We start from the raw sequence: 21,218 nt of genomic DNA on the forward strand, positions 1-21,218 counted from the left end.
CATGAAGGGTACTATGATAATTGATGGTCAAAAGGTTCAGTTTGACGGAGAGCAGCATGTTCTGGAAGTCATAAGAAAAGCCGGCATAGAACTCCCTACTTTTTGCTACCATTCTGATCTCAGCGTTTACGGAGCTTGCAGAATGTGCATAGTGGAAGATAAGCGGGGAAATATATCTACATCCTGTTCAACCCCTCCTAAGGATGGCATGGAAATCTTCACCAACACACCCAAGCTTCAGAAGCACAGGCGTATGATTTTAGAGCTGCTGCTGTCCAGTCATCATCGTGATTGCACCGTATGTGAGAAAAACAATCAGTGCAAGCTGCAGGAGTTGGCAAGACGCTTTGGAGTGAGGAAGGTCAGATTTGATACCAAGAATGGAAGGCTTCCTATCGATGACAGCAGCACCTCTGTGGTAAGGGACCCCAATAAATGCATCATGTGCGGAGACTGCGTGAGAATGTGTGAGGAAGTACAGGGCGTAGGCGTTCTCGGGTTTGCCAATAGAGGTTCAAATATTAAGATCGTTCCTGCCTTCGATAAGAAGCTCGGAGAGGTTGATTGCGTAAATTGCGGCCAGTGCATTACGGTTTGCCCCACAGGCGCTTTGCTTATAAAAAATGATACGGATGAGGTATGGAAAGCCTTATATGATAAAAAGAAAAGGGTTGTAGCTCAGATAGCTCCTGCGGTAAGGGTGGCTCTGGGCGAGGCTTTTGGCCTTGATCCGGGGGAGGCAGTGACGGGCAAAATCGTAGCAGCGCTTCACAGGCTTGGCTTTGATGAGGTATATGATACGGCTTTTGCCGCCGACCTTACAGTCATGGAAGAGAGCAAGGAATTTGCAGAAAGATTATCTTCCGGAGGGAAAATGCCATTATTTACTTCCTGCTGTCCTGCCTGGGTGAAGCATGCAGAGAACAGATATCCGGAGCTTCTGGACAACATCTCCAGCTGCCGCTCACCCCAGCAAATGTTTGGCTCTGTCGTTAAGCAGCATTATAGAGGCTCAGAGGATGGAAGGTCCACCTTTATAGTTTCGATAATGCCTTGCACTGCCAAGAAATATGAAGCCAAAAGACCGGAGTTCTCAAATTCCGGTGAAAAGGATATAGATGCAGTGATCACTACTCAGGAATTGATCATGATGATAAAGGAAGCCGGTCTGCAGTTTAGCGAATTGGAGCCTGATTCCTTTGATATGCCCTTCGGTATGGCCAGCGGCGCCGGTGTGATATTCGGCGTGACCGGCGGAGTATCGGAAGCAGTGCTGAGAAGGTTATATCAGCACAAAACCGCTTTGCACCTAAAGAGTCTGTCCTTCGACGATGTAAGAGGCATGGAAGGCATAAAGGAAACCCAGATAGAGCTGGATGGCAAAATCATCAAGCTGGCCATAGTTAACGGCCTTGAGAATGCCAACAGGCTCATTAAATCCATACAAAGCGGGGAAGTTGAATATGATTTCGTAGAGGTAATGGCATGCCCTGGAGGCTGCATTGGCGGTGCCGGCCAGCCTTTGGCAAGCTCTGCTTCGTCAAAAGAAGAAAGAGCAAAAGGCCTCTATAAGGCAGATAGAGTATCTCAGATCAAGACTTCTGAGGAGAATCCTTCAATCATATCGCTTTATAGAAACATGAGCGAGGATAGCCACGAAATGCTCCATAATAAATAATATATGAGCCATGGGCTAGTGGCTTCTAGCTTCTAGCCCATGGCCTCAGCGTATTCCTCCGGGGTCTTGGGGGGAGAAATACCCTAATTTCCTGAGTTCTGAGCTCTGAGCTCTGAGTTCTATTTTCCGTCTGCTGCTTTGATTATCTTTGCTATATTCTTATTCAAATCCTTGGCCATCTCAACCAGCTTGAACTTTACTTTTACAGTTTTCTTGCCGTCTCTTTCTCCGGATCTCAAAAGCTCCAGTTCTTCCTCATCCAGCAATTCCTTAAAATCCTCTATGGATTTATCAGAAACCACTCCCTGGGCTATATCCACGAAACACAGCGGCGGGAACATGACACACCACCAGTTTTTTCCTTGGGCCATACCTATCTTTACATTTAATGCTTGATAGGAGCCGGCAGGGAAGGTAAGCGGTCCATAAACCTTGGTAGGGAATTCAAAGGTACCCAGTTCAATATCTATAGGAAAGTTTTCTCCCAGTCTCCGCATTTCCTCTTCCGAAGCTTTTTTTAGCTTTTCCATATTATCGCATATGAGCTTTTTTACTTCATCTTGATTTTTCAGATTCTTGAGCTTTGGTTCCAGTTCTTTTATTATTACGTCTCTTATCTGAAGCTTTAAAGCTTGATCTTCAGGAGAATCACTGTTGGCAACTACATGAAGCCTTATTATTTTATCCTTGATGTCTCCCAGAATGGAGTCCTGATTAATATGCAAATTCATGAGCATGCCGTATATGAAGAAGACAACCAGTATAAAAGATATGATTTTATATTTCATGTCAATCCTCCTTGTAAGAATTAGTTGCTAGTCACAAGTACACCATCTGCAGAACGCATGAAATGCGTTCCCTACAATTACATTATAACCATCAGATTGTCTTGCTATACAAATTATCCCTTATTATTCTGTTTTTCCTATCCTTCTGATCTTTGCATCGGCCTGGACATTTATTACCACATTCCTCTGAAAGAATTCTTCAAAATCCTTTTCTATGCTTTTATAGAGCTTAGTATGATATTTGTATAGATACTCTCTAACTCCCAGAAGGTCAACAGTGTATTCTTCCTGCATTTTTTTTATCAAGTCTTTGCAATCTCTCTCTATGATGTTTTCCAATTCTTTTTCAAGCTGTTTCAGCGTTTTCTCATCCATAAGCTTGCTGCCAAGCCTGTATTCTTCTATAGAACCCTCTGTCTCCAGATTGTAAATAAGATAAATCTTCCCGCCCTCCACCTTATCCAGATTGATTCTTCTTTTGAAGGTGAAATAGGTAAAAGGAGATGAGTAAGCGCCATGATTCATTTCTATGACTCCGCCTTTCGCCCTGCCATTGAGCCATTTATATGCTATTGTCTCTTTTTCATCCAGATGACCTGTATGCTTGAAGTCCTTTATGATGCCCAAATATTGAGTGGTCAATCCATCGGCGGAAGGTACTAAGCTGGGTATGACCGCATCTCCATGATTGTCAGCCAGTTGCTTGGTAAACTCGAGAAAAGTCAATCTTCCTATTCGTGCTGCTAATCTTTCATTATCGGCTATGCCGGTTATATAAAAGGCCAGAAGGCTTTTCATCTTGGGCTTGATCTTAAATATATCAGCAGCCTTGCCGGGAGTCATATACACCAGCATGCTGGAATTGAACTGATGGCCTCTGCCGAAGGCATCGAGAACATCCTTTACAAGATTTGCATCTGTCAATAGATCTTCCCCAAATATGAGCACCTTAGTATGATCATAGCTGTGAATTTTTGAAAACCTCTGAAGAAGCTTAGTAACTCCTATATTGTAGGAGGAAGCAAGAGTATCATAGGTTACAAAATCAAGCACTTTTCCTTCCTTTGCTTCGGCGGTATCAGGATTGACGAAGGTTATCAAGTATTTTTCCGAGCTTTCCGCATTTTCAGGTGCCTTATCTACGCCCAAGGACAATACAAAGGCTCTTTCATCTATTTCAATTTTGTCCCAACAGCCGGATAAAGCTGCTGTGCATATAAGTATTAAGGTAAGCAGCTTCAGCCTTTTCATGCCTTCATGCCCCCCTTCTTTCTGAGCTTTGCTATAATAAGCAGAATAGGAGGCACTATAAATATCAATACCCTGCCAAGATATTGAAATATATACACGCTGTATTTATTTATCTGAGCAACATTCTCCGGTATCAAAGAAATATAATATATTAAAGGTACCATAGGCAGGACAAACTGCTTTTGCTCGCTTGCGCCAAAAATCTTTGACAATGAATAAGTAAGGGCAAAATAGAAGGATACCATTGTGGTAAACACGGTGAAGACCCATATGCCCAGCATTACACCATCCAGCCTTTCTATAAAGAGCCCGGGCAGGTTTATGGATCTAACATATCCGAGAAGAGACCACTGCAAGCCTTTTATCAGATTTTCACCATATACGGAAAAACACAATACAGTGATCACTACATAGGATAGTGTTATGAAAGCCATGGCAATTGTAGCGCTTAGATAAGCTTTATTGGGTTTATCCATAAAGCCGATATAAAAAAGCAGTACTTCATAGCCGGCAAAGCTCAAGGACATGATAGGGATAGAGAGCAATATCTTGGATGGGATATCCTGAAAAACAGGCAGCATATTGGTCATTTTAAATTCCGCCATGCCGGGAAGCAATATGAAAAACAAGGGTATGAAGAGAATAGGGAAGAATAGCTCCATGACCCTTCCTATGCATTCCACTCCTCCCCTTACCGCATAGGTGCATACCAAAATAAGGCTTATTATTATGACCTCAGAGGGTGTTCTGAATAGAAGAAATATTTTTACGACCTCATTTAATAAGCGGGCTTCATAAGCTATAAAAATTGTAAAGTATATGGCATATATAAGATTTAGCAAAATAGCAGGAATCTTGCCTATTATTTCCCCCGTGAATTCAGGAAAGGTTCTGCCCGGAAATCTATTGGCAAGGACCAATATAATATATAACGCTATCATGTTTATGATGCCGCCTATTATAATAATAAACCAGGCATCGGTGCCGGCAGTTTTGGCCAGCTGTGAGGGCAGTGAAAATATGCCTACCCCGACTATTGTCATAATGGTTATCATAGCTATTTGATAAGGGCTTATGATATCATTGTCTCTTATCATCCTTCGTGCCTCCTTTGGCTTTGTCATTTATAACAGGCCTGTTGTTTCTCATTCGGACTACATTTTTTGAGGTAAGAGGAGGCCTTTTGATCATCTTATATGTGGGAGCCCTGTATATGGTATCCTTGAAATCACTGGGTTCTATGGCCACAAATGGCGTCAAATACGGTACATTGAAGCTTTTCAGCCGCGCCATATGAGTAAATATTATTATCAGCCCCAGCGCCAGGCCATATAAACCCAATATTCCAGATATTAGCATCAGACTGAACCTCAGCAGCCTGAAGCCTACGCTCAGATTGTAGCTCGGGTTGGCAAAGGATGCGATTGCGGTTATGGCAACGATTATTACCATTATAGGGCTTACTATGCCTGCCCTGACTGCTGCCTCACCTATTACCAGACCGCCTACAATGCCTATGGCATTGCCTATGGGTGCGGGAAGTCTTATACCTGCTTCTCTTAGCAACTCCAATGTTCCCTCCATTATAAAAGCTTCTACTATGGCAGGAAAGGGCACTCCTTCTCTGGAGGCGGCTATGGATAACACCAGCTTAGTAGGAAGTATACCCGTATTATATGAGGTAAGAGATATATACAGGGAGGGGAGGATCATGGCAATAAGGCTTGCTGCGTATCTTATAATTCTCAATACTGTGGCGATAATCCATCTATCATAATAATCTTCCGGAGATTGAAACATACTGTTAAATGTAGATGGTATGATTAGACCCGTTGGAGAATTGTCCACCAAAACTACTACTTTACCCTCATAAAGATCTGCTGCAACGTGATCCGGTCTCTCAGATGCCAGTATCTGCGGGAAGGGTGAATAGGGATCATCCTCTATGAGCTGCTCTATATAACCGCTATCTAAAACTGCATCTATCTCTATGCTTTTAAGCCTTCTGAATACTTCATCCACTAATTCCGGCTTTGCTATGTCTTCTATATAAAATACTCCTATATCCGTGTGACTTCTTTTTCCTATTCTGAGCTGCTTCAGCTTCAGCTTATGGTCTCTGATCCTTCTTCTGACCAAAGCAGTATTCATTCTGAAGGTCTCTACAAAGCCGTCTCTGGGCCCGCGTATGACTGATTCTGTGGTAGGCTCATTTACACTTCTTGATGGCCATCCCTTGACGCTTATGGTTATCAAGGTTCTGGTACCGTCGATGAATAGTACCGCATCACCTATAAGGATATCCAGGATTGCTTCATTTAAATCCTCTGATTCCTTTAACTCCGAAGCGGGGATAGTACCGTAGCGCACCAGCTCATAGAGCTTATCCGACAGCTTAGGGGCTTCGGGAGGTATATATCTCGCTTGTATCATCAAAGGATTGAGCACCGAATTATCTAATTTGCGACTGTCTATCATGCCGTCTATATAGACAACGGTGAACCTAAGCTTCTGTTCCACTCCCACCACAAATTCTTTATATACTACATCATCGCAATCCTTCAGGAGCTCTTTAACCTTGGCTATATTAACTTCAAGAGAGTCTGTGCTTTGAATTTTTTCTCTTTCATTTTCCTGTATTTTTTTCTTTTTACCAAACAGGAGCATAAGTATCACCTCAATTTAAATCTACTTTGCTAATTTAGCTATTAAAGCCATTGCTACAGCTGATACAACCAAAACCATGCTGATGACGGATGTGATTTTGGCATCCTTTATAAGCCCTTGCCTTTTAAAAGCGGGCCTATCTACGAAAAATCCAAATATTGCTATAAGGATCATGACTCCAAGAACAGTGAAATCCGTTATATCCTTTATACCTATTAAAAATCCATGGAACACAAAACCACAGCCTTTCCGCAAACATCCTCAGCTAGACTAAGTCTCCAGTTAGCTTTTGCAGGCTGTGGTTTTTATATACATAATTTTAATTGCTGGCCGCTGGGGTCGGGGTACGAGGCACGAGGTGCGGACATCTAAAGCAACACTTCGAAGCTCTGCCCTAATACTCGAACCCCGTAACAAGACCCCATAGAAGTGACCCTAGGCTGCGCACCCCTTAACCAGAAAAATGCTTAGCATTTTTGGTATACGTTTAGCGCTGCTGTAATTGCAGCTCCAACATCGGCCTTATGCCCTTGAGCCATGAATGCATCGCCCATCGCCCCCAGCAGGAGTATCACATTATTCCTGCTTGAAGATTCTCCCATAAGCCCGATTCTCCAAGCTTTGCCTTTAAAGTCTCCAAGTCCTCCGCCGATTTCAATGCCGTATTTCTCTAATAAATATTTTCTTACTGCTGCATCTTCAACGCCTTCAGGTATGCTGACCGCATTGAGCGTAGGAAGCCTGTGCTCTTTGTTCTTCACTATCATTTTTAATCCCATTGCTTCCGCACCGGCCACAAAAGCGTCTGAATTCAGCTGATGCCTTTTAAACCTTTCTTCCAAACCTTCTTCATAAACCATCAGCAGAGCTTCTCTCAATCCATATATCATATTTATAGGTGCAGTATGGTGATAAGTTCTCTCCTGTCCCCAGTAGTTTTGAATCATGCTTAAGTCCAGATACCAGCTGTTCACTTTTGTTTTTCTGTTATTTAATGCATCAATAGCTTTTTTGCCAAAAGTTACAGGAGATAGTCCCGGAGGACAGCTCAATGCTTTTTGAGTGCCGCTGTAGCAAGCGTCAATACCCCATTCGTCTATTTTTAAATCAGTGCCTCCCAATGAAGTGACTGCATCTACCACTAAAAGGGCGTCATTTTCTTTTGCGATCCTTGATATTTCCTCCAAAGGCTGCTTGACTCCCGTTGAAGTTTCAGCATGGACTATTGCAACCAATTTAATATTGCTGTTGTTTTTGAAAGCTTCCCTTACTTTTTCAGGATCGATTATTTCACCCCATGGTGCTTCTACGCTTATGACTTTCGCACCGCATCTGCCTGCCATATCCCTCAGCCTTTGGCCGAACACTCCGCTGACACATACAATAGCAGAATCTCCGGGCTCAAGCAGATTTACCATTACGGTCTCCATACCTGCACTTCCTGTGCCTGACATGGGCAAGGTCATCCTATTTTCAGTCTGAAAAGCATATCTCAGCAATTCCATTGTCTCATTGGCAATGTCCAAAAATTTATGATCCAAATGACCATATAAGGGCTTCGACATGGCATTCAGCACTCTTGGAGAGACCTCTACGGGTCCGGGGCCCAATAAGAGTCTATAGTCCGGAGCCAGTTGTTTGTATTCTTTTTTCATAGCAATTCCTCCTTGATATAATTATCATATTTACTATTGGTAAATATATATTTAATATTAGTAAATATATTCTACATGAAATCAAAAATACCTTCTTAATCCGGACAAAAAAATAAAAAAGCTTCCATTGGAAGTATAAATTGATAAGCTCTATAAACAATAGCATCCATGTATAGTCACGTATAGTCTATACATGGATGCTATTTTACTGCAGCGGAATATATAAAAATTTCGAGCTTCGAGTTGCGTGTCGCGAGAGCTAGGGTAGCCCGCTGAGGTCATGGTTTCCGTCCCCCGACTTGCCCAGATATATATACCATTCTACTTATTGAATTATAAGTATTTTTTCACAAATTCTATATCCGATATTTTGTCCACATCATTTCCTATTTCAGGATAAGGGGATATGACCACTGCAGCGTTTATATTGAGCAGTTTGTCGCATTTTTTCTTTATAGCGTCTATGGTAAGGATTCCTAATGCAAGCTTTATCAGAAAAACAAATCCTAATATCCCGGCCATCTTAGCAGGGCTTTTTCTGAACTTCAGCATCTGGTCGGCAAAATCCATGCATCGCTCCTTTATTTCCGGATTAAAATAAAATACGTTTCCCCCGGTAAATTCACCTTCCTTTAGCTTTGCGTAGGTCCTCTTGACTTCCGGATATCTTTCATCATTTAAGCTTTTTTCAACTATAGAGTAGCATAGGTCTGCATTTTTTTCTCTTGCATTTTTGATGAAATGCTCTAGGGCTTCATGGGTGATCATGGGAATATCACAGGTGAGAAGCAATATTTCTTTGTCACCGGTAAAGCAATCCAAGGCAATCATGATATTCTCTATAATAGAGTCTGTCCCCTGGATGATATAATCGACTTTATTTGCTATAGCTCCGGATAATTGCTCTTCATCCCCTACTACAGCAATCTTGTCTATTTGAGGTACCTTCCTCAGACTGTCCAATACGTAATCTATCATGTATTTATCATTGATTTTGAGCAATGCCTTATTTTCTATTGCATTTGCTTTTTCTCCCTTTTTTTCACCTGCAAGTACAATGGCATTCATCTCTAGTTCCTCCCGTGCTATAGATTTTCCCAATCGGGCAAAGGTTTCACCACAAATATCTCGTTGACCATGTGCTTTATATGGTCATAAGCATTATATGCAAGGGATTGATCATCGAAGAGCCCAAATACGGTGGGGCCGCTGCCGCTCATGACACTGCCCAAGGCTCCGTATTCCATCAGTTTCGCTTTGATATCGGATATAAGGGGGCATTTTTTAACAGTTACATACTCCAGAACATTAGATAAGTTCTCTCCAATCTTGTGCAGGCTGCCTTCATTTATGGCCCTGATCATGGCATCTATATCCGGTCTTTCAAGTATTTCCTCCATATCTATGCCTTCATATACTTCTTGGGTTGAAATATCTATATCCGGCTTGGCAAGAAGTATATATGATTCGGGCATAGCCTTAAGAGGAGTCAGCTTTTCCCCCAGGCCCTCAGCCAGAGCTGTGCCTCCCGATACACAGAACGGAACATCGGAGCCCAATCTTTTTGCAGCTTCCAATATCTCTGTCTTAGTCAGCTTGAGACTCCAGGCTTTGTCCAGAAGATTGAGCACTGCGGCTGCATCCGTGCTCCCGCCTGCCAGGCCGGCAGATACGGGTATATTTTTCTCTATATATATTTCTGCTCCATCTTTTACATTATACTTGTTCCTTAGGAATTCAGCGGTTTTATATGCTATATTAGTGCTGCCCTCAGGGATACAGCGAGAATTGGAGGTAACGGTAATCTTGCCTCCGTGAACAGGCTTCAGTTTTATAGTGTCATATAGTGCTATAGACTGCATTATCATGATGACATCGTGAAAGCCGTCAGGTCTTTTGCGCAGTACATCTATTGCAAGATTTATCTTTGCCGGTGCTTTTTGAGTATATTTCATGCTTATCACGCTCCAATTTATTGCTACTTATATTATAATACACAAGTTAAGTTTTGGGTATTCCTATGTGATAGAACTCTGGGGTCAAAGGTTACGGCGAACACTGAAAGACACGGATTTTTTCACAGATTAACACGGAAGGGAAGTCAATTAAGACTCTTGTTTTAACTAATCTCATATCTAAGCAGGAATTTTGTAAAGAACCTTAGAGTAAGTTAACGAAGCGTAACGCCCGCGGCTAGTGGCTGATGAGAGACATAAAAATAGTGAGCCTATAAAAAGCTCACTATTTTTATATCTCATAGCTTTATTTGCCTGAAAGTCTCATATTCTTCATTATGAGGATCTTGTCGCCTTCGTGGATATTATCCGGATTCTCAATCTTGTTCAGCTTTGCTATGGCATCTACTGTGGTGTTATATTTTTTGGCAACCTTCCAGAGCGTATCATTTTTCCCTACCACATATACAGTTACCGCAGGCAGGGTGTTGTAGTCCAGCGCTATTCCTTCTTTTTCTTCTACTTTGTCAATGATCTTCTTGGTCTTCTTTTTATATACATCGACCACTGTATTTATGATTATTCTGAAATCAATGACAGTGCTGCTGAGGACAGAGAAGCTGATGTTCTCAACCTTGCATGCTGCCTTGGCGTACATTTCTGTCTTCACATTATCCATATCCAGAACTGCTTTGAATGGATATTGTTCCTTCAAAACATTCATAGGTTCTCCGCTGAAGGAAGAGGTATATATGCAGTCTACATCTACTATGCCTTCTACAGCAACCTTATCATCCATTACTTTTACTTCATTTACTATCACCTTGGCATCCATGCAGCACACTTTTTCTACTTCGGGGCTTTTGGGCTTGATATTTATGCTTTCCTTCAATACAGTGCTGCTGTTACCTCTGCCCATAAATTCGTTGAACTCATAGCTAAGCTTCTCTATATTGAGCTCTGAAGCAGGGCTGTAAAGGTCGCTTATGATCTCCGGTTCTGCGTCTTTATAGGTTTTACCTGTCAAATCCATGTTAGCATTTATGGAGATTTTCTTATTTTCGCCTTCTTCATTTTCAGATACATCCACATAGCAGTCCTTGAGCTGCAGGTCTGCCGTGCTGTCCATATTGCTTTCTGCTTCGGGAATTTCTATGTACTCTGAGAAAGGAATTTCTCCTTCATAGCTTTCTACGGAGCCTGCATCCATCGATTTATACAGCATGGTAAAGCATAAAATACCGTTTATCTGAAGTTTTCCTTCCATAGTCTCGCAATTCTTGACCGAGGCCTTGAAATCTGTTTTCAGGACTTCATCGACTGCAGGTTTATCCGAACCCATCTCCATTTCCTCTTTTATGGTATATTTGTCCTTGGTGAGTCCGGTGAGTTCCTTAGCATTGAGACTTTCCTTCAATACCTGTATGTCCGATGAACCTCTGGCATCTGTGGGCAATTCCATGTCAAATATATCTTCAACCATGCAATTTATGTCCATTATTACTCTAATCCTGACTTTTCTTGAGTTTATTATCTTACATTCCACATGTTGTACTACAGCGTCTATCCATTCTTTCATGCGAGGTTTTACGCCGGGCATTTCAATGGGATGGTTGAAATCTGCAGAGATATTGATGCAGTTTAGAGGTCTGCCTTCTGAATCAGCGGCGTATAAAATGTTTATGAGCACTTGGCCGTCTATCATCACTTTATCCCCTGCCGTCTCTGAGTCTTTTATTATGACTCGCGCAGAGGGGTATAGTATTTTATACACATCAGGGCTTACATCGGGTACGTTTATGTCTTCTTCCACGACAGTGCTGGACACTTCTTCTCCAATTATCCTGCATAACTTCAAAGGATTTTTTATTAGCTCAACAGGCATCCGCTTTCCTCCTCCTATAAATAATTTGATTTTCCAATGGCTGGGCATAGCTATGTTCTATATCTATGTATATGAGGAGGATAAGGTTTTATGACAAAAAGTAGCCCGCATTGGGTATTCCTTTTGGGTCCAAGATCCTTCGGGCACGCCCTCAGGATGACAGGAGTAAAAAGTCACGGCATTTTTGGGTTTGTAGCTCTCAATCCTGAGTTCCATAAAAAATGAGCTATCGGAGACAATTCTCCGATAGCTCATTTTTTTATATCTTATTCTTGATCGAATGCTACTATTCTGCAGATGCTGGATTCGCCGCCTACGAATTTCCATGGGAAGCAGCCGATTACAAGTCTCTTGTTGAGAACCTTGTCTATATCTCCGCCTAAGTTCTCTGCATGGATTGCTTCATATGGCTTGCAGAACAATTCTATATGCATAGCCTGATAGTGTTCCGGCCATGGATATAATTCTTCCAAGCTCTTGCCATATTTTCCTTTTAAATATTTGTCGCATGCTGCTGCTTCTCTTGGTTCCCAATCTCTTATCTTTGTGTTCATCGGATGGTCTGCAGATCCGCAGTCAACACCGATCCATTTGATTTCCATGTCTCTTACCCACTGAACGAAATCCAGGCTTGGACCCGGGTGTCTCAGCATGTATCTTCTTTCATCAGCTGTTGGCTGATCCCAGCCATATTTATGATAGCCTGTGTTGATTATGAGTATATCGCCTTTTTTAACTTCCACTCTGTCCATGATGTCCTTTGGTGTGTAGATTGAGAAGTCTTCTGCTATATCTGATAAGTCAACAACTACTCCAGGTGCTACTAATTTTTCTAATTCCAAGGATGCTATATCTCTTCCTGATGTGTCGAAGTGAAGAGGACCATCCAGGTGAGTTCCAACGTGGTTTGAGGTTGTTATCAATTGACCATTGGCTCCGTTAGGAGAAAGTCTCTTGAAGAATTTAATCTGCAAAGGCTCATAAGTTGGCCATGGTGGTGTAAGATGGCTTATTGGTTGTGAAAGGTCATAGATTTTAACGTTTTCCCAATTTTTAATCATTAAGCTTACCTCCTATTATACTATTTTATATTTATAAGTGCGCTTGGAATATGGCCCATAAGACCATATTCTTCGCACTTATTAGCTAGTGTTATATGATGTTTTGTTTTTTGAGTTCAGCTATTTGTTCATCGGTATAGCCGAGGTATTTCTTGAGTATCAGCTCGCTGTGCTCTCCTATTTGAGGAGCCGGATCCTTTGGAATTTCTTCTTCAAGGCCAGATAGCTTTATAGGGTTCCCTGCTATCTTTATCTTGCCTGCTCCGGGTTGTTCCACTTCAACAAGCATTTTTCTCGCTGTGACTTGCGGGTCGGTGAACAGCTTATCTACCGTGTTTATGGCACTGCAGGGTATTCCGTTCTTATTGAGGTATTCATCCCATTCCGCCGTCGTCTTTTGTCCGAATATTTCAGTCATGTATTCTTTCAGTTTGCGGACGTTTTTAACCCTGTCAGGGTTAGTTTTGAATTCGTCCATGGCTAACAGGTCTTCCCTGCTTGTCAGCTTGCAGAATTTTTCCCAGAGTGCGTCATTTCCGCAGGCTACTATCACATAGCTGTCCTTGGTTTTATAGGCTTCAAAGGGTGCTATGGATGGGTGTCTCGCTCCTAGTGGTTTTGGTATTTCTCCGGTAGCAGTGTATCTGGATATGGCGTTTTCCAGTATAGATAGCTGCCCATCCAGCATGGCTACGTCAACCATGCGGCCTTCTCCGCTTATGTCCCTGTCCACTAAGGCGGCGAGTATGCCTATGGTTCCAAACATACCGGCTGTTATGTCTCCAATGGAGGTTCCTACCCTGACCGGGTCTCCGCCTTCTTCTCCGGTTATGCTCATTATCCCGCCCATTCCTTGTACTATCATGTCATAGGCAGGTCTTTTAGAGTATGGTCCTGTTTGCCCGAAGCCGGACATGGTAGCAAATATGAGCTTCGGGTTTATCTTTTTGAGTTCTTCATAGCCCAATCCCAGCTTTTCCATGGTGCCCGGCCTGAAGTTTTCTGCAACTATGTCTACTTCTTTTACCAGTTCTTTTACCAGTTCTATGGCTTTGGGGGATTTAAGGTCAAGTGCTATGCTCTTTTTGCCTCTGTTTATGCTTACGAAGTAAGCGCTTTGTCCATTCATAAACGGGCCGAAGTCTCTTGAGTCGTCACCGCTGCCGGGTCTTTCAATCTTTATGATTTCTGCACCCATATTTGCCAGGATCATGGTGCAGTAGGGCCCTGCAAGGACTCTTGTAAAGTCCAGCACTTTAATGTGTTCAAGGGGCTTTCTCATAAATTACACCTCCTGAGTTATGCAAGTCCTTCCTTTTCCAGTTCCTCTACAAATGCTTCCAATGCATCTTCAAAGCATTTCATAGGAGGATTAACAAGTCCGGCACCAACCTGACCAACGCCCGGATCCTTGTGTGCCATACCTGTATTGATTATAGGAAGTATACCTGTTTCTACAACTTTTCTTATGTCGATGCCTGTGGGTGTTCCTCTGAAGTTTAACGCGGGTATATTATACATTTTGTTTTCTTCTGTTGTTATTTCATACATACTTGTTGAGTAGTTTATAGCATCCTTTGGTGTGCCGCCTACAAATAATACTATTGCAGGAGCAGCTGCCATTGCAAATCCGCCGTAGCTGCATGTTTCTGTTATACAGCTGTCGCCGATGTCCCTGTTGGCATCTTTTTCGGAGAAGCCGGGGAAATACAAGCCCTTGATATAGTTTGCCTGTGCTGTGAACCATCTGTCGCCTAATCCTGATACTCTTATACCGAATTCTGTGCCGTTTCTTGACATTGTATAAACTATTGTGCTGTATTTGATCCCCTTTGCAGCTTCAAGCGTGCATTTTGCGGCAGGCATCGTGAGGTTAAGCACAAAGTGGTCATTGCCGTTCATGAATTTCAATACATCGGCCTTATCTTTTTGTGAGAAGCTGGTTTCAACTATATATGGTGCAAACTCTCTGATGAACAGGGAAGTGCCGGCTTTGTTTCTATTGTGGCCTTCATCACCCATTTGGATCATCTGAGCTATCATTGTCTTTAAATCATATGGCCCATGAAGCTTTATAGCTTCCTTAAGAATAGGACCCAGAACTTTTTCCATCCATTTCAATCTTTCAATTACTTCAGGTCCAAACGCACCGAATCTCAAAGCTTTGCCCAAGCCTTCATTCATGTTGCAATAGGAGTAATTGCCATAGGCTTTGTTTTGGAGCACCCAAACAGGCATTGAGTAAGAAGTAACACCTGCCATAGGTCCGACTGAGCTGTGCTCGTGGCAGGAACCGAATTCGATTTCTCCTGATGCTGCAAGCTTTTCTGCTTCTTCTCCATCTTTAGCCAGGCCTTCATATATTAAGGCACCCATTATCGCACCTTTTAACGGACCGCTCATGTTTTCCCATTTGCATGGCGGGCCTGCATGGAATATGGATTTTTTAGTCATTCCGGGGATTGCTTCCCCTGCTGTTGATACGTCTACTAGTGTAGGTTGGCCGTTTTGGATGATTTCAAGAGCTTTTTTATTGGCTTGCTCTATTAATTGTTCGATATTTGCCAATTGTATTCCTCCCTTATATTTTATAACTTTATGGTATTTCTTTTGGGTATTGGCTCGGGGCACGAGGCTTGAGATTTGAACTGTGCCTCTGACTTCTTATCAGCTTCCCTTTCAGTGTTAATCCGTGTTTTCCGTCTCCTCGTCTCCTACTTGCTTTTGAGTCTGGAGAGCAGGGATGAGAGCTTTTTGTTGCCTCCTGCAACGGGTCTCCAGTCTACATGTATTACAGGCACGTCTTGGGATTTTACGTCATTTGCGAAGGATCGGAGTCCCATGTTTATTACCTTTAGTTCTTCTTTGAAAAGCTCATTTACCTTCAACATTTTATAACCCCCTTACTACCTTCATTGCAAATCTTATGGACTGAGCATTGCTGGGCATCAGCACTGCTCCTGCGTCTTCCAGCTTTTTAACCTGTTCGTCATAGCTTTGAGGGTCAGCTTTTGTACCGCATACATATGCCACTACGCAGAGGTATTGCCCTCTATCGGCAAATTTTTTCTTTGCCAGCTTTATGTGATCTGCAAGGCTTCCTGCAGGGTCTTCGTTGGAGCCGTAGCCAAGTACCACATCCATGATGAGAACTGCCATTTCGCTGTCTTCTGCCTCTTTTACTATCATTTGCTGTCTCATATAGGAGTCTATCATAGGATGAGGCCTTCCTACTGTGAATTCGTCGTCTCCAAGGTCTAATGCGGTATGCTTATAGCTTTTCTTGTTGTCTTCCAATTTGTATTCAGGAGTGAGGGGTATATTGGAGTATATCCCGCCGAATTCCTTAGTGAAAAGCTTCAGTGTTTCATCACAGAGAGTTCCGCCCGAGTATAAGCCTCTTAGGTATTTTTGGTTTGATGCAAGCTTTTCTCTTTCTTTAGCTGCTAATTTATCTATCTTATCTTCAGATTCAGTAAATATTGGCGCATCCTTGGGCTCTTCACCTTTTGCCAATGCTACTGCCTTATAGGCCGCATCTTCCAAGCTGCTCGCTGCTATGAAGCCATATTTTTTTATGAGCTCGTCATCTCCGCCTATAAAATCTACCACTGCCTTTTTGCCGCATTCTTTAAGTGTCTGAAGAACCTTTTCTGCAATTTCAAGTGCCGGCGGCTTGGAAACAAGCACTATTACATCTGTATTGTCATCGTTTGCCAATGCTTGTATACCGAGTGTCATCATGAGGCCGCCTATTTCTTTTTTCAGATCTCTTCCTCCGGTGCCTATTACCTGAGAACAGCCTCCGCCCATTCTGTTTACCTGAACCATTATTTCTTGAGTTCCTGTACCCGATGCTCCGACAATTCCTATATTGCCCTTATTAACCTTGTTGCAGAAACAAAGAGGTACCTGATTTATCATGGCAGTACCGCAGTCAGGCCCCATCATCAGAAGCCCCTTGGATACAGCCAGCTCTTTGAGTTCCTTTTCCTGTTCTATGGTAACGTTATCGCTGAAAAGCATGACGTGTTTATCATTTTCCAGCGCCTTTTTAGCCTCAGCAGCAGCATATGCTCCCGGAAGAGATATGACTACCATGTTTGAATCCGGCATGTATTTGATAGCGCTGTCCAATGTAGGAGGAGTATAATCTTCGCCTGCATCGGATTTTCTTTTGTTCAGCAGCTCATCTACCTTGGCAAGTATTTCATCAAACTTGCTTTCATCCTTCATTCTGACTGCGATGATAAGGTCATTTGCTGTAGTTTTGTTGATTTCATCATTTAAGAGTCCTACATTGTTGAGCAAATCTTTGTTAAGATCCGTGCCCATGACCACAACAGCATTTTCTACATCGTCTCTCGCTTCGATTTCTTTGGTTATGATCATCAATGTTACAGAGTCATAATAGGAATTTTCCTTTATGAGCCATTTAGAAGCCATTATTTTACCTCCTTATTTTCTATGCGGTATTCCTCTAGGGTTTCAATCAAAAATTTCACATAAGTTTAATATTATGAAACTTTCAGTGACTTTCAGTGGTTTCTGTTTCCTGTTTCAGTAAGGCCAATATATTCGTTATACCAAACAGTATGCCTGCCGAAATGTCCGATCCTGAACTGCTGCCTATTTTCAGCATCCGGGAAAAAGCTGCTTCTATCTGTTGCGGGTCTCCGTATATAACTGCGTCGGCCATATCCTCCGCCCATTCTATGAAGCCTCCCATTGCACCCTGGCGCAGCATATTATAGCTGATTATGTTGGTCTTATTTTTTGCTTTCTGAGCCATTATATTCTTCAGGCTAGAGATAATATCTTTATTCATCCCAAAGGAATATATGGCAGCGAAAACGCCGAGAACAAAATCATCCCCGGAAGGTGTAAGTCCAGGGCCGAGCCCTATCAGTCCCAGGAGCTTCTCTCCTGCTTCGTCAAACCTTTGCTCCAGGAAAAGGGTTTGAAACTCCGTTAAAATAGGCGCTGCATATCTGGAATACATATTATCTTTACCCAACAATCCGTTTTTATTTCCTTTTTGACTTAATAAGCTTTCAAAATATGTGTTGTTGCTTTCGGCTTTTATTATGTCTTCAGGAACCGGTTTGTCTCCGCTTCTTCTATAAATGATTTGGGATTTCTTTGTGCCTATCAACTTATTAAAGTCGAATGTATCTGCCGCTCCCAATCCTAAGCTTTTGAATCTTGCAAAATTCTCTTGTGTCAAAATAACCGCTTGCGGCCCTGCCGGATAACCTTCAGGGAGCAAAGTTATTATCCAATCGCTGTCATTTATTAAATTTATAGCATGCTCGAAAATAGAATGAACCCTAAGCCTGGAATCGGATTTTTCTAGTATATCTTCTACTTCGTCTCCGATCTTTAGTGCGTCGATAACACAAATCTGATCCGTTTTAATCACCTATTCCTATGGGATTTTGTTCATGTATAAGTAATTCTTTATTTTACTCCATATTCCTTTGTATATTTTTTATGAAGTTTCCCTTAAATATATTATTATTTTTATGCACTTTATACATCGTTTTCTTGTGAAGAAAATGCTGCATCATTAATGATGCTCATTATTTTCAAACTTACCTCCAAATTAAGCCTATCATTAGAATTAGCCAGATCTAATTTTGTTATTTGTTGTATTTTCTGAATCCTATAGAGTATTGTATTGTAGTGTATATACATCTTTTCCGATACCTTTTTAAGATTGCCGCTGCATTCAAAATACATTTTCAGCGTTCTTATCAGTTCTCCGTCTTTTTGCTCATCATATTCGCAGAGAGGTTCCACGTTTTCTTTATAGAACCTGCGTATTTCAGATTCCTGGTGCTCCATGCAAAGAAGCCTGAAAATTCCCAGATTATCGTAATGTATGATATTATCATTGTTAAAGATTCTGGCAAAGGATAGGGCTTTTTTTGATTCCTCCAGGCTTTTCCACAAATCATTGAGCTTCCCATAGCATCGGCCTATTCCTGTGTAAGGAGATATATAATTATAGTTCTGCTTTAATGCATCAATTATTCTCCTGACCATGTCTATGCTCATATCTTTTATGCACTTTGATTCGTCAATATCCCTGAAAGCCAGAACTATAGTCAGAGTATTGCCTTTACAGCCTGAAAGAATTTTGATACCGCTCAGCTTCACGGCTACTTCAATGGTTTTTATGAGTTTATTCTTGAATTTCGTTCCGTTTTCTCCGGGGCTGTCATAAAAATAACTTTCCAGATCATCGATGTATATTAAAAATACTGCATATTGATAGTCCGAGTCCAGGCCAAATATATCTGCTTTACTTACGGATGCAGATCTTATATTTTCATCAGGGGATAAAAGCCCTTCTAAAAATTCGTTTTTATGCCTGCTCTCTACTTCAAATATGGTCATCTGCTTCATAAGCTCCAATGCTACCACCGTACATGCATATTGAATGGCTCTCACATCAACCGCAGTAATCTTTTTATCCAGTTCCCATATATGGATTTCCCCGTAAAGCCTCTTGCCTGCTATTATCGGGAATATGCATCTGCAGATTTCTCTGCCGTCCACCCTGTCCTTGAGCTTCTTGCAGGGCTCTTCCGCTGAAATATCAAGGCATAAATCTGTATAGGCATTTTCTGCCTTCATCACGCCCTTGATTTCTTTTTCCAGAATAAGCTTTTCTTCATCAGGGGCTACAGGAACAGATTTTGAAAATATATTATCTTTTATAACAATGGGATTTTTGGTTATGCAATGCAAGGTTGTCCCTATCTCTCTAAGGCCTCCGCCCGACAATACTACATCAGTTATCTTTTGATGTATTTCATCCATTCTCATCAAAACATCGGCTTGCTTGTTATAAATTTCAAGAAGTATGGAATTCATAAGATCTGAGAAAGAGAGGTCATAGGGAAGTTCAATGATTGGGAAGCCAAGCTTATTCGCTTCTTCCGCCATTATTTCAGGGATTTTTTCCAGATATCTCTTGGTTTTTATAGCCAGGCCCGACAAGCCTTTGCTGTTGAGTCGGGGGATAAGATTTTTTTGGGCATTTTTATCGTCTTTTATGGAATAAGCAGTGGTTATCAGGAGCTCGCCGGGCTTAACCCATTCCAGAATATCCGGCACCTCCATTATATTAGCTCCGGTTATGACCTTTGATATGCCGCCTTCCCCTGCAGCTACAAACGCATCCTTCATTATATCATGTTTCATCAGTTCTTCTATGGTTATTCCTCTTTCATTAAGCATCCATATCCCTCCTATCAAAAATGCTCAATAAGGCTTCCAAAACCCCTCCTCCTATAGCTCTTGCCTTATCCGATATAGTGCGATAGTCTACCTTGCTTCCCCTGGGGTCTACATCTCCTATCTTCATTCCTTCATAGACCCGGCTGCCGTCGATTATCATGCCTCTTACCAGTCCGTCTATAGCTGCCAGAGCATATTTGCCCTCTATTTCACAGAGGGGATCTCCTGCTTTAACCATGCTGCCTATATCTCTTATTATCCTCACTTTGCCTTGAGCAGGGGCTTTTATAAGTCTTTCCTTTGAGTAGCCTCCGATGTTTCCCGGCGTTCCGGTATTAGGCTCTGCAGATCCGTCCCATATGACCCTTCCCAGATAGTGGCCCCTATTGGTCTCCACCACCGCATGGACATCTATGCCCGCAGTAAAGCCTGGCCCTGCTGCTACAACGGCAGGAGCCATACATATGTTTGTACCCAGATTCTTTTTGGCGAGGATACAATCTACCACTCCATCAGGTTCTAGTGTCCTGATGCTTTCGCCCATAGGATCTATCAAAACAGGTATCATATTTGTTTGGGATAGGGCTGCAGCTTCTTGATGGGTATCAGCCTTTACGGCCTTTATGCCTTCAATCTCTGCTTCACCTGCAAATACAGCTGCAGCAAAGGATACGGCCCTTCGTATCACAGTAGGGTTTTCTATTTCAAGCATTATTACTCTAAAACCGCTTCTTTTTAATCTATGGCCTACGCCGGAGGCCAAATCCCCTGCTCCTCTAATTATTATGAGCTCTCGCATATTTTCTCCTCCTTCTATTTTGAACCCTAGGGTATTCCTTTCGGGTCTGAGATCCTTCCTTCGTGCCTCACTCAGGATGACATGCAATAGGACAACACTTCAATATATATACATCAGTACATGTAATCACCTTTCTATGAGATTCTTCATTTCACTGCGTTCCATTCAGAATGACATGAAGCAGGTTTCCTCCGGTGTCTTTCAGTTTTAGCCGTAACCTTTGACCCCAGA

General features: G+C 42.1%; 19 protein-coding genes. 2 read left to right on the plus strand and 17 right to left on the minus strand.

Going from position 1 to position 21,218, the window contains the following annotated elements; translation table 11 throughout:
- The first annotated feature begins 1 nt into the window (after position 1).
- The gene (locus AC4HCY_RS20960) at positions 2–1,678 is read left to right on the plus strand and encodes a [FeFe] hydrogenase, group A (protein WP_491095091.1); all 1,677 of its coding nucleotides are present in this window, start codon (positions 2–4) and stop codon (positions 1,676–1,678) included.
- 119 nt (positions 1,679–1,797) lie between these two features.
- Here AC4HCY_RS20960 and spoIIR read toward each other — a convergent pair whose 3' ends face one another.
- The 9 genes from spoIIR to AC4HCY_RS21005 all read right to left on the minus strand — a co-directional run bounded on the left by spoIIR (position 1,798) and on the right by AC4HCY_RS21005 (position 11,879).
- The gene (spoIIR, locus tag AC4HCY_RS20965; RefSeq protein WP_491095092.1) at positions 1,798–2,466 is read right to left on the minus strand and encodes a stage II sporulation protein R; all 669 of its coding nucleotides are present in this window, start codon (positions 2,464–2,466) and stop codon (positions 1,798–1,800) included.
- A 123-nt stretch (positions 2,467–2,589) separates the two neighbouring features.
- Entirely contained in the window at positions 2,590–3,717 is a 1,128-nt protein-coding gene (locus tag AC4HCY_RS20970; RefSeq protein WP_491095093.1) for a Ger(x)C family spore germination protein, read from the minus strand.
- The gene (locus tag AC4HCY_RS20975; RefSeq protein ID WP_491095094.1) at positions 3,714–4,814 is read right to left on the minus strand and encodes a GerAB/ArcD/ProY family transporter; all 1,101 of its coding nucleotides are present in this window, start codon (positions 4,812–4,814) and stop codon (positions 3,714–3,716) included. The genes AC4HCY_RS20970 and AC4HCY_RS20975 overlap by 4 nt, the downstream gene beginning before the upstream one ends.
- Entirely contained in the window at positions 4,798–6,384 is a 1,587-nt protein-coding gene (locus AC4HCY_RS20980; RefSeq protein WP_491095095.1) for a spore germination protein, read from the minus strand. Before AC4HCY_RS20980 ends, AC4HCY_RS20975 begins: the two co-directional genes overlap by 17 nt.
- Positions 6,385–6,405: 21 nt before the next feature.
- Complete coding sequence (locus tag AC4HCY_RS20985) at positions 6,406–6,618, minus strand: CLC_0170 family protein (RefSeq protein ID WP_491095096.1); 213 nt, start codon at positions 6,616–6,618, stop codon at positions 6,406–6,408.
- 233 nt (positions 6,619–6,851) lie between these two features.
- Positions 6,852–8,039 (minus strand): pyridoxal-phosphate-dependent aminotransferase family protein, encoded by a 1,188-nt coding sequence (locus AC4HCY_RS20990; protein WP_491095097.1) that lies wholly within the window; start codon positions 8,037–8,039, stop codon positions 6,852–6,854.
- Between the two features lie 333 nt (positions 8,040–8,372).
- Positions 8,373–9,107 (minus strand): nucleotidyltransferase family protein, encoded by a 735-nt coding sequence (locus AC4HCY_RS20995; protein WP_491095098.1) that lies wholly within the window; start codon positions 9,105–9,107, stop codon positions 8,373–8,375.
- Positions 9,108–9,124: 17 nt separating this feature from the next.
- A complete protein-coding gene (gene ispE, locus AC4HCY_RS21000) occupies positions 9,125–9,994 on the minus strand; it encodes a 4-(cytidine 5'-diphospho)-2-C-methyl-D-erythritol kinase (protein ID WP_491095099.1) in 870 nt (289 codons plus the stop codon).
- A 307-nt stretch (positions 9,995–10,301) separates the two neighbouring features.
- A complete protein-coding gene (locus tag AC4HCY_RS21005) occupies positions 10,302–11,879 on the minus strand; it encodes a DUF3794 and LysM peptidoglycan-binding domain-containing protein (protein WP_323433041.1) in 1,578 nt (525 codons plus the stop codon).
- A gap of 90 nt (positions 11,880–11,969) precedes the next feature.
- On the opposite strand from AC4HCY_RS21005, the gene AC4HCY_RS21010 reads away from it, so the two are divergent.
- Positions 11,970–12,104 carry a hypothetical protein gene (locus tag AC4HCY_RS21010; RefSeq protein ID WP_491095100.1) on the plus strand — a complete coding sequence of 45 codons (135 nt, stop codon included), beginning with the start codon at positions 11,970–11,972 and terminating at the stop codon, positions 12,102–12,104.
- A gap of 41 nt (positions 12,105–12,145) precedes the next feature.
- Here AC4HCY_RS21010 and AC4HCY_RS21015 read toward each other — a convergent pair whose 3' ends face one another.
- The 8 genes from AC4HCY_RS21015 to yqeB form a co-directional block, all read right to left on the minus strand.
- Positions 12,146–12,940 (minus strand): cyclase family protein, encoded by a 795-nt coding sequence (locus AC4HCY_RS21015; protein WP_323433043.1) that lies wholly within the window; start codon positions 12,938–12,940, stop codon positions 12,146–12,148.
- Positions 12,941–13,031: 91 nt separating this feature from the next.
- Positions 13,032–14,222: a CaiB/BaiF CoA transferase family protein gene (locus tag AC4HCY_RS21020; RefSeq protein WP_323433044.1), complete on the minus strand. Its 1,191-nt coding sequence runs from the start codon at positions 14,220–14,222 to the stop codon at positions 13,032–13,034.
- Between the two features lie 17 nt (positions 14,223–14,239).
- A complete protein-coding gene (locus AC4HCY_RS21025) occupies positions 14,240–15,508 on the minus strand; it encodes a YlbE family protein (protein WP_491095101.1) in 1,269 nt (422 codons plus the stop codon).
- A 146-nt stretch (positions 15,509–15,654) separates the two neighbouring features.
- Entirely contained in the window at positions 15,655–15,831 is a 177-nt protein-coding gene (locus AC4HCY_RS21030; protein WP_255226588.1) for a fdrA domain protein, read from the minus strand.
- A 1-nt stretch (position 15,832) separates the two neighbouring features.
- Complete coding sequence (gene fdrA, locus AC4HCY_RS21035) at positions 15,833–17,386, minus strand: acyl-CoA synthetase FdrA (RefSeq protein ID WP_491095102.1); 1,554 nt, start codon at positions 17,384–17,386, stop codon at positions 15,833–15,835.
- Positions 17,387–17,468: 82 nt separating this feature from the next.
- The gene (locus AC4HCY_RS21040) at positions 17,469–18,362 is read right to left on the minus strand and encodes an oxamate carbamoyltransferase subunit AllH family protein (protein ID WP_491095103.1); all 894 of its coding nucleotides are present in this window, start codon (positions 18,360–18,362) and stop codon (positions 17,469–17,471) included.
- A gap of 110 nt (positions 18,363–18,472) precedes the next feature.
- Complete coding sequence (locus tag AC4HCY_RS21045; RefSeq protein WP_323433048.1) at positions 18,473–20,188, minus strand: PucR family transcriptional regulator; 1,716 nt, start codon at positions 20,186–20,188, stop codon at positions 18,473–18,475.
- A complete protein-coding gene (yqeB, locus tag AC4HCY_RS21050; protein ID WP_491095104.1) occupies positions 20,181–20,987 on the minus strand; it encodes a selenium-dependent molybdenum cofactor biosynthesis protein YqeB in 807 nt (268 codons plus the stop codon). The genes AC4HCY_RS21045 and yqeB overlap by 8 nt, the downstream gene beginning before the upstream one ends.
- Positions 20,988–21,218 lie beyond the last annotated feature (231 nt).

This window comes from Lutispora sp. QWL-02, from assembly GCF_058315355.1.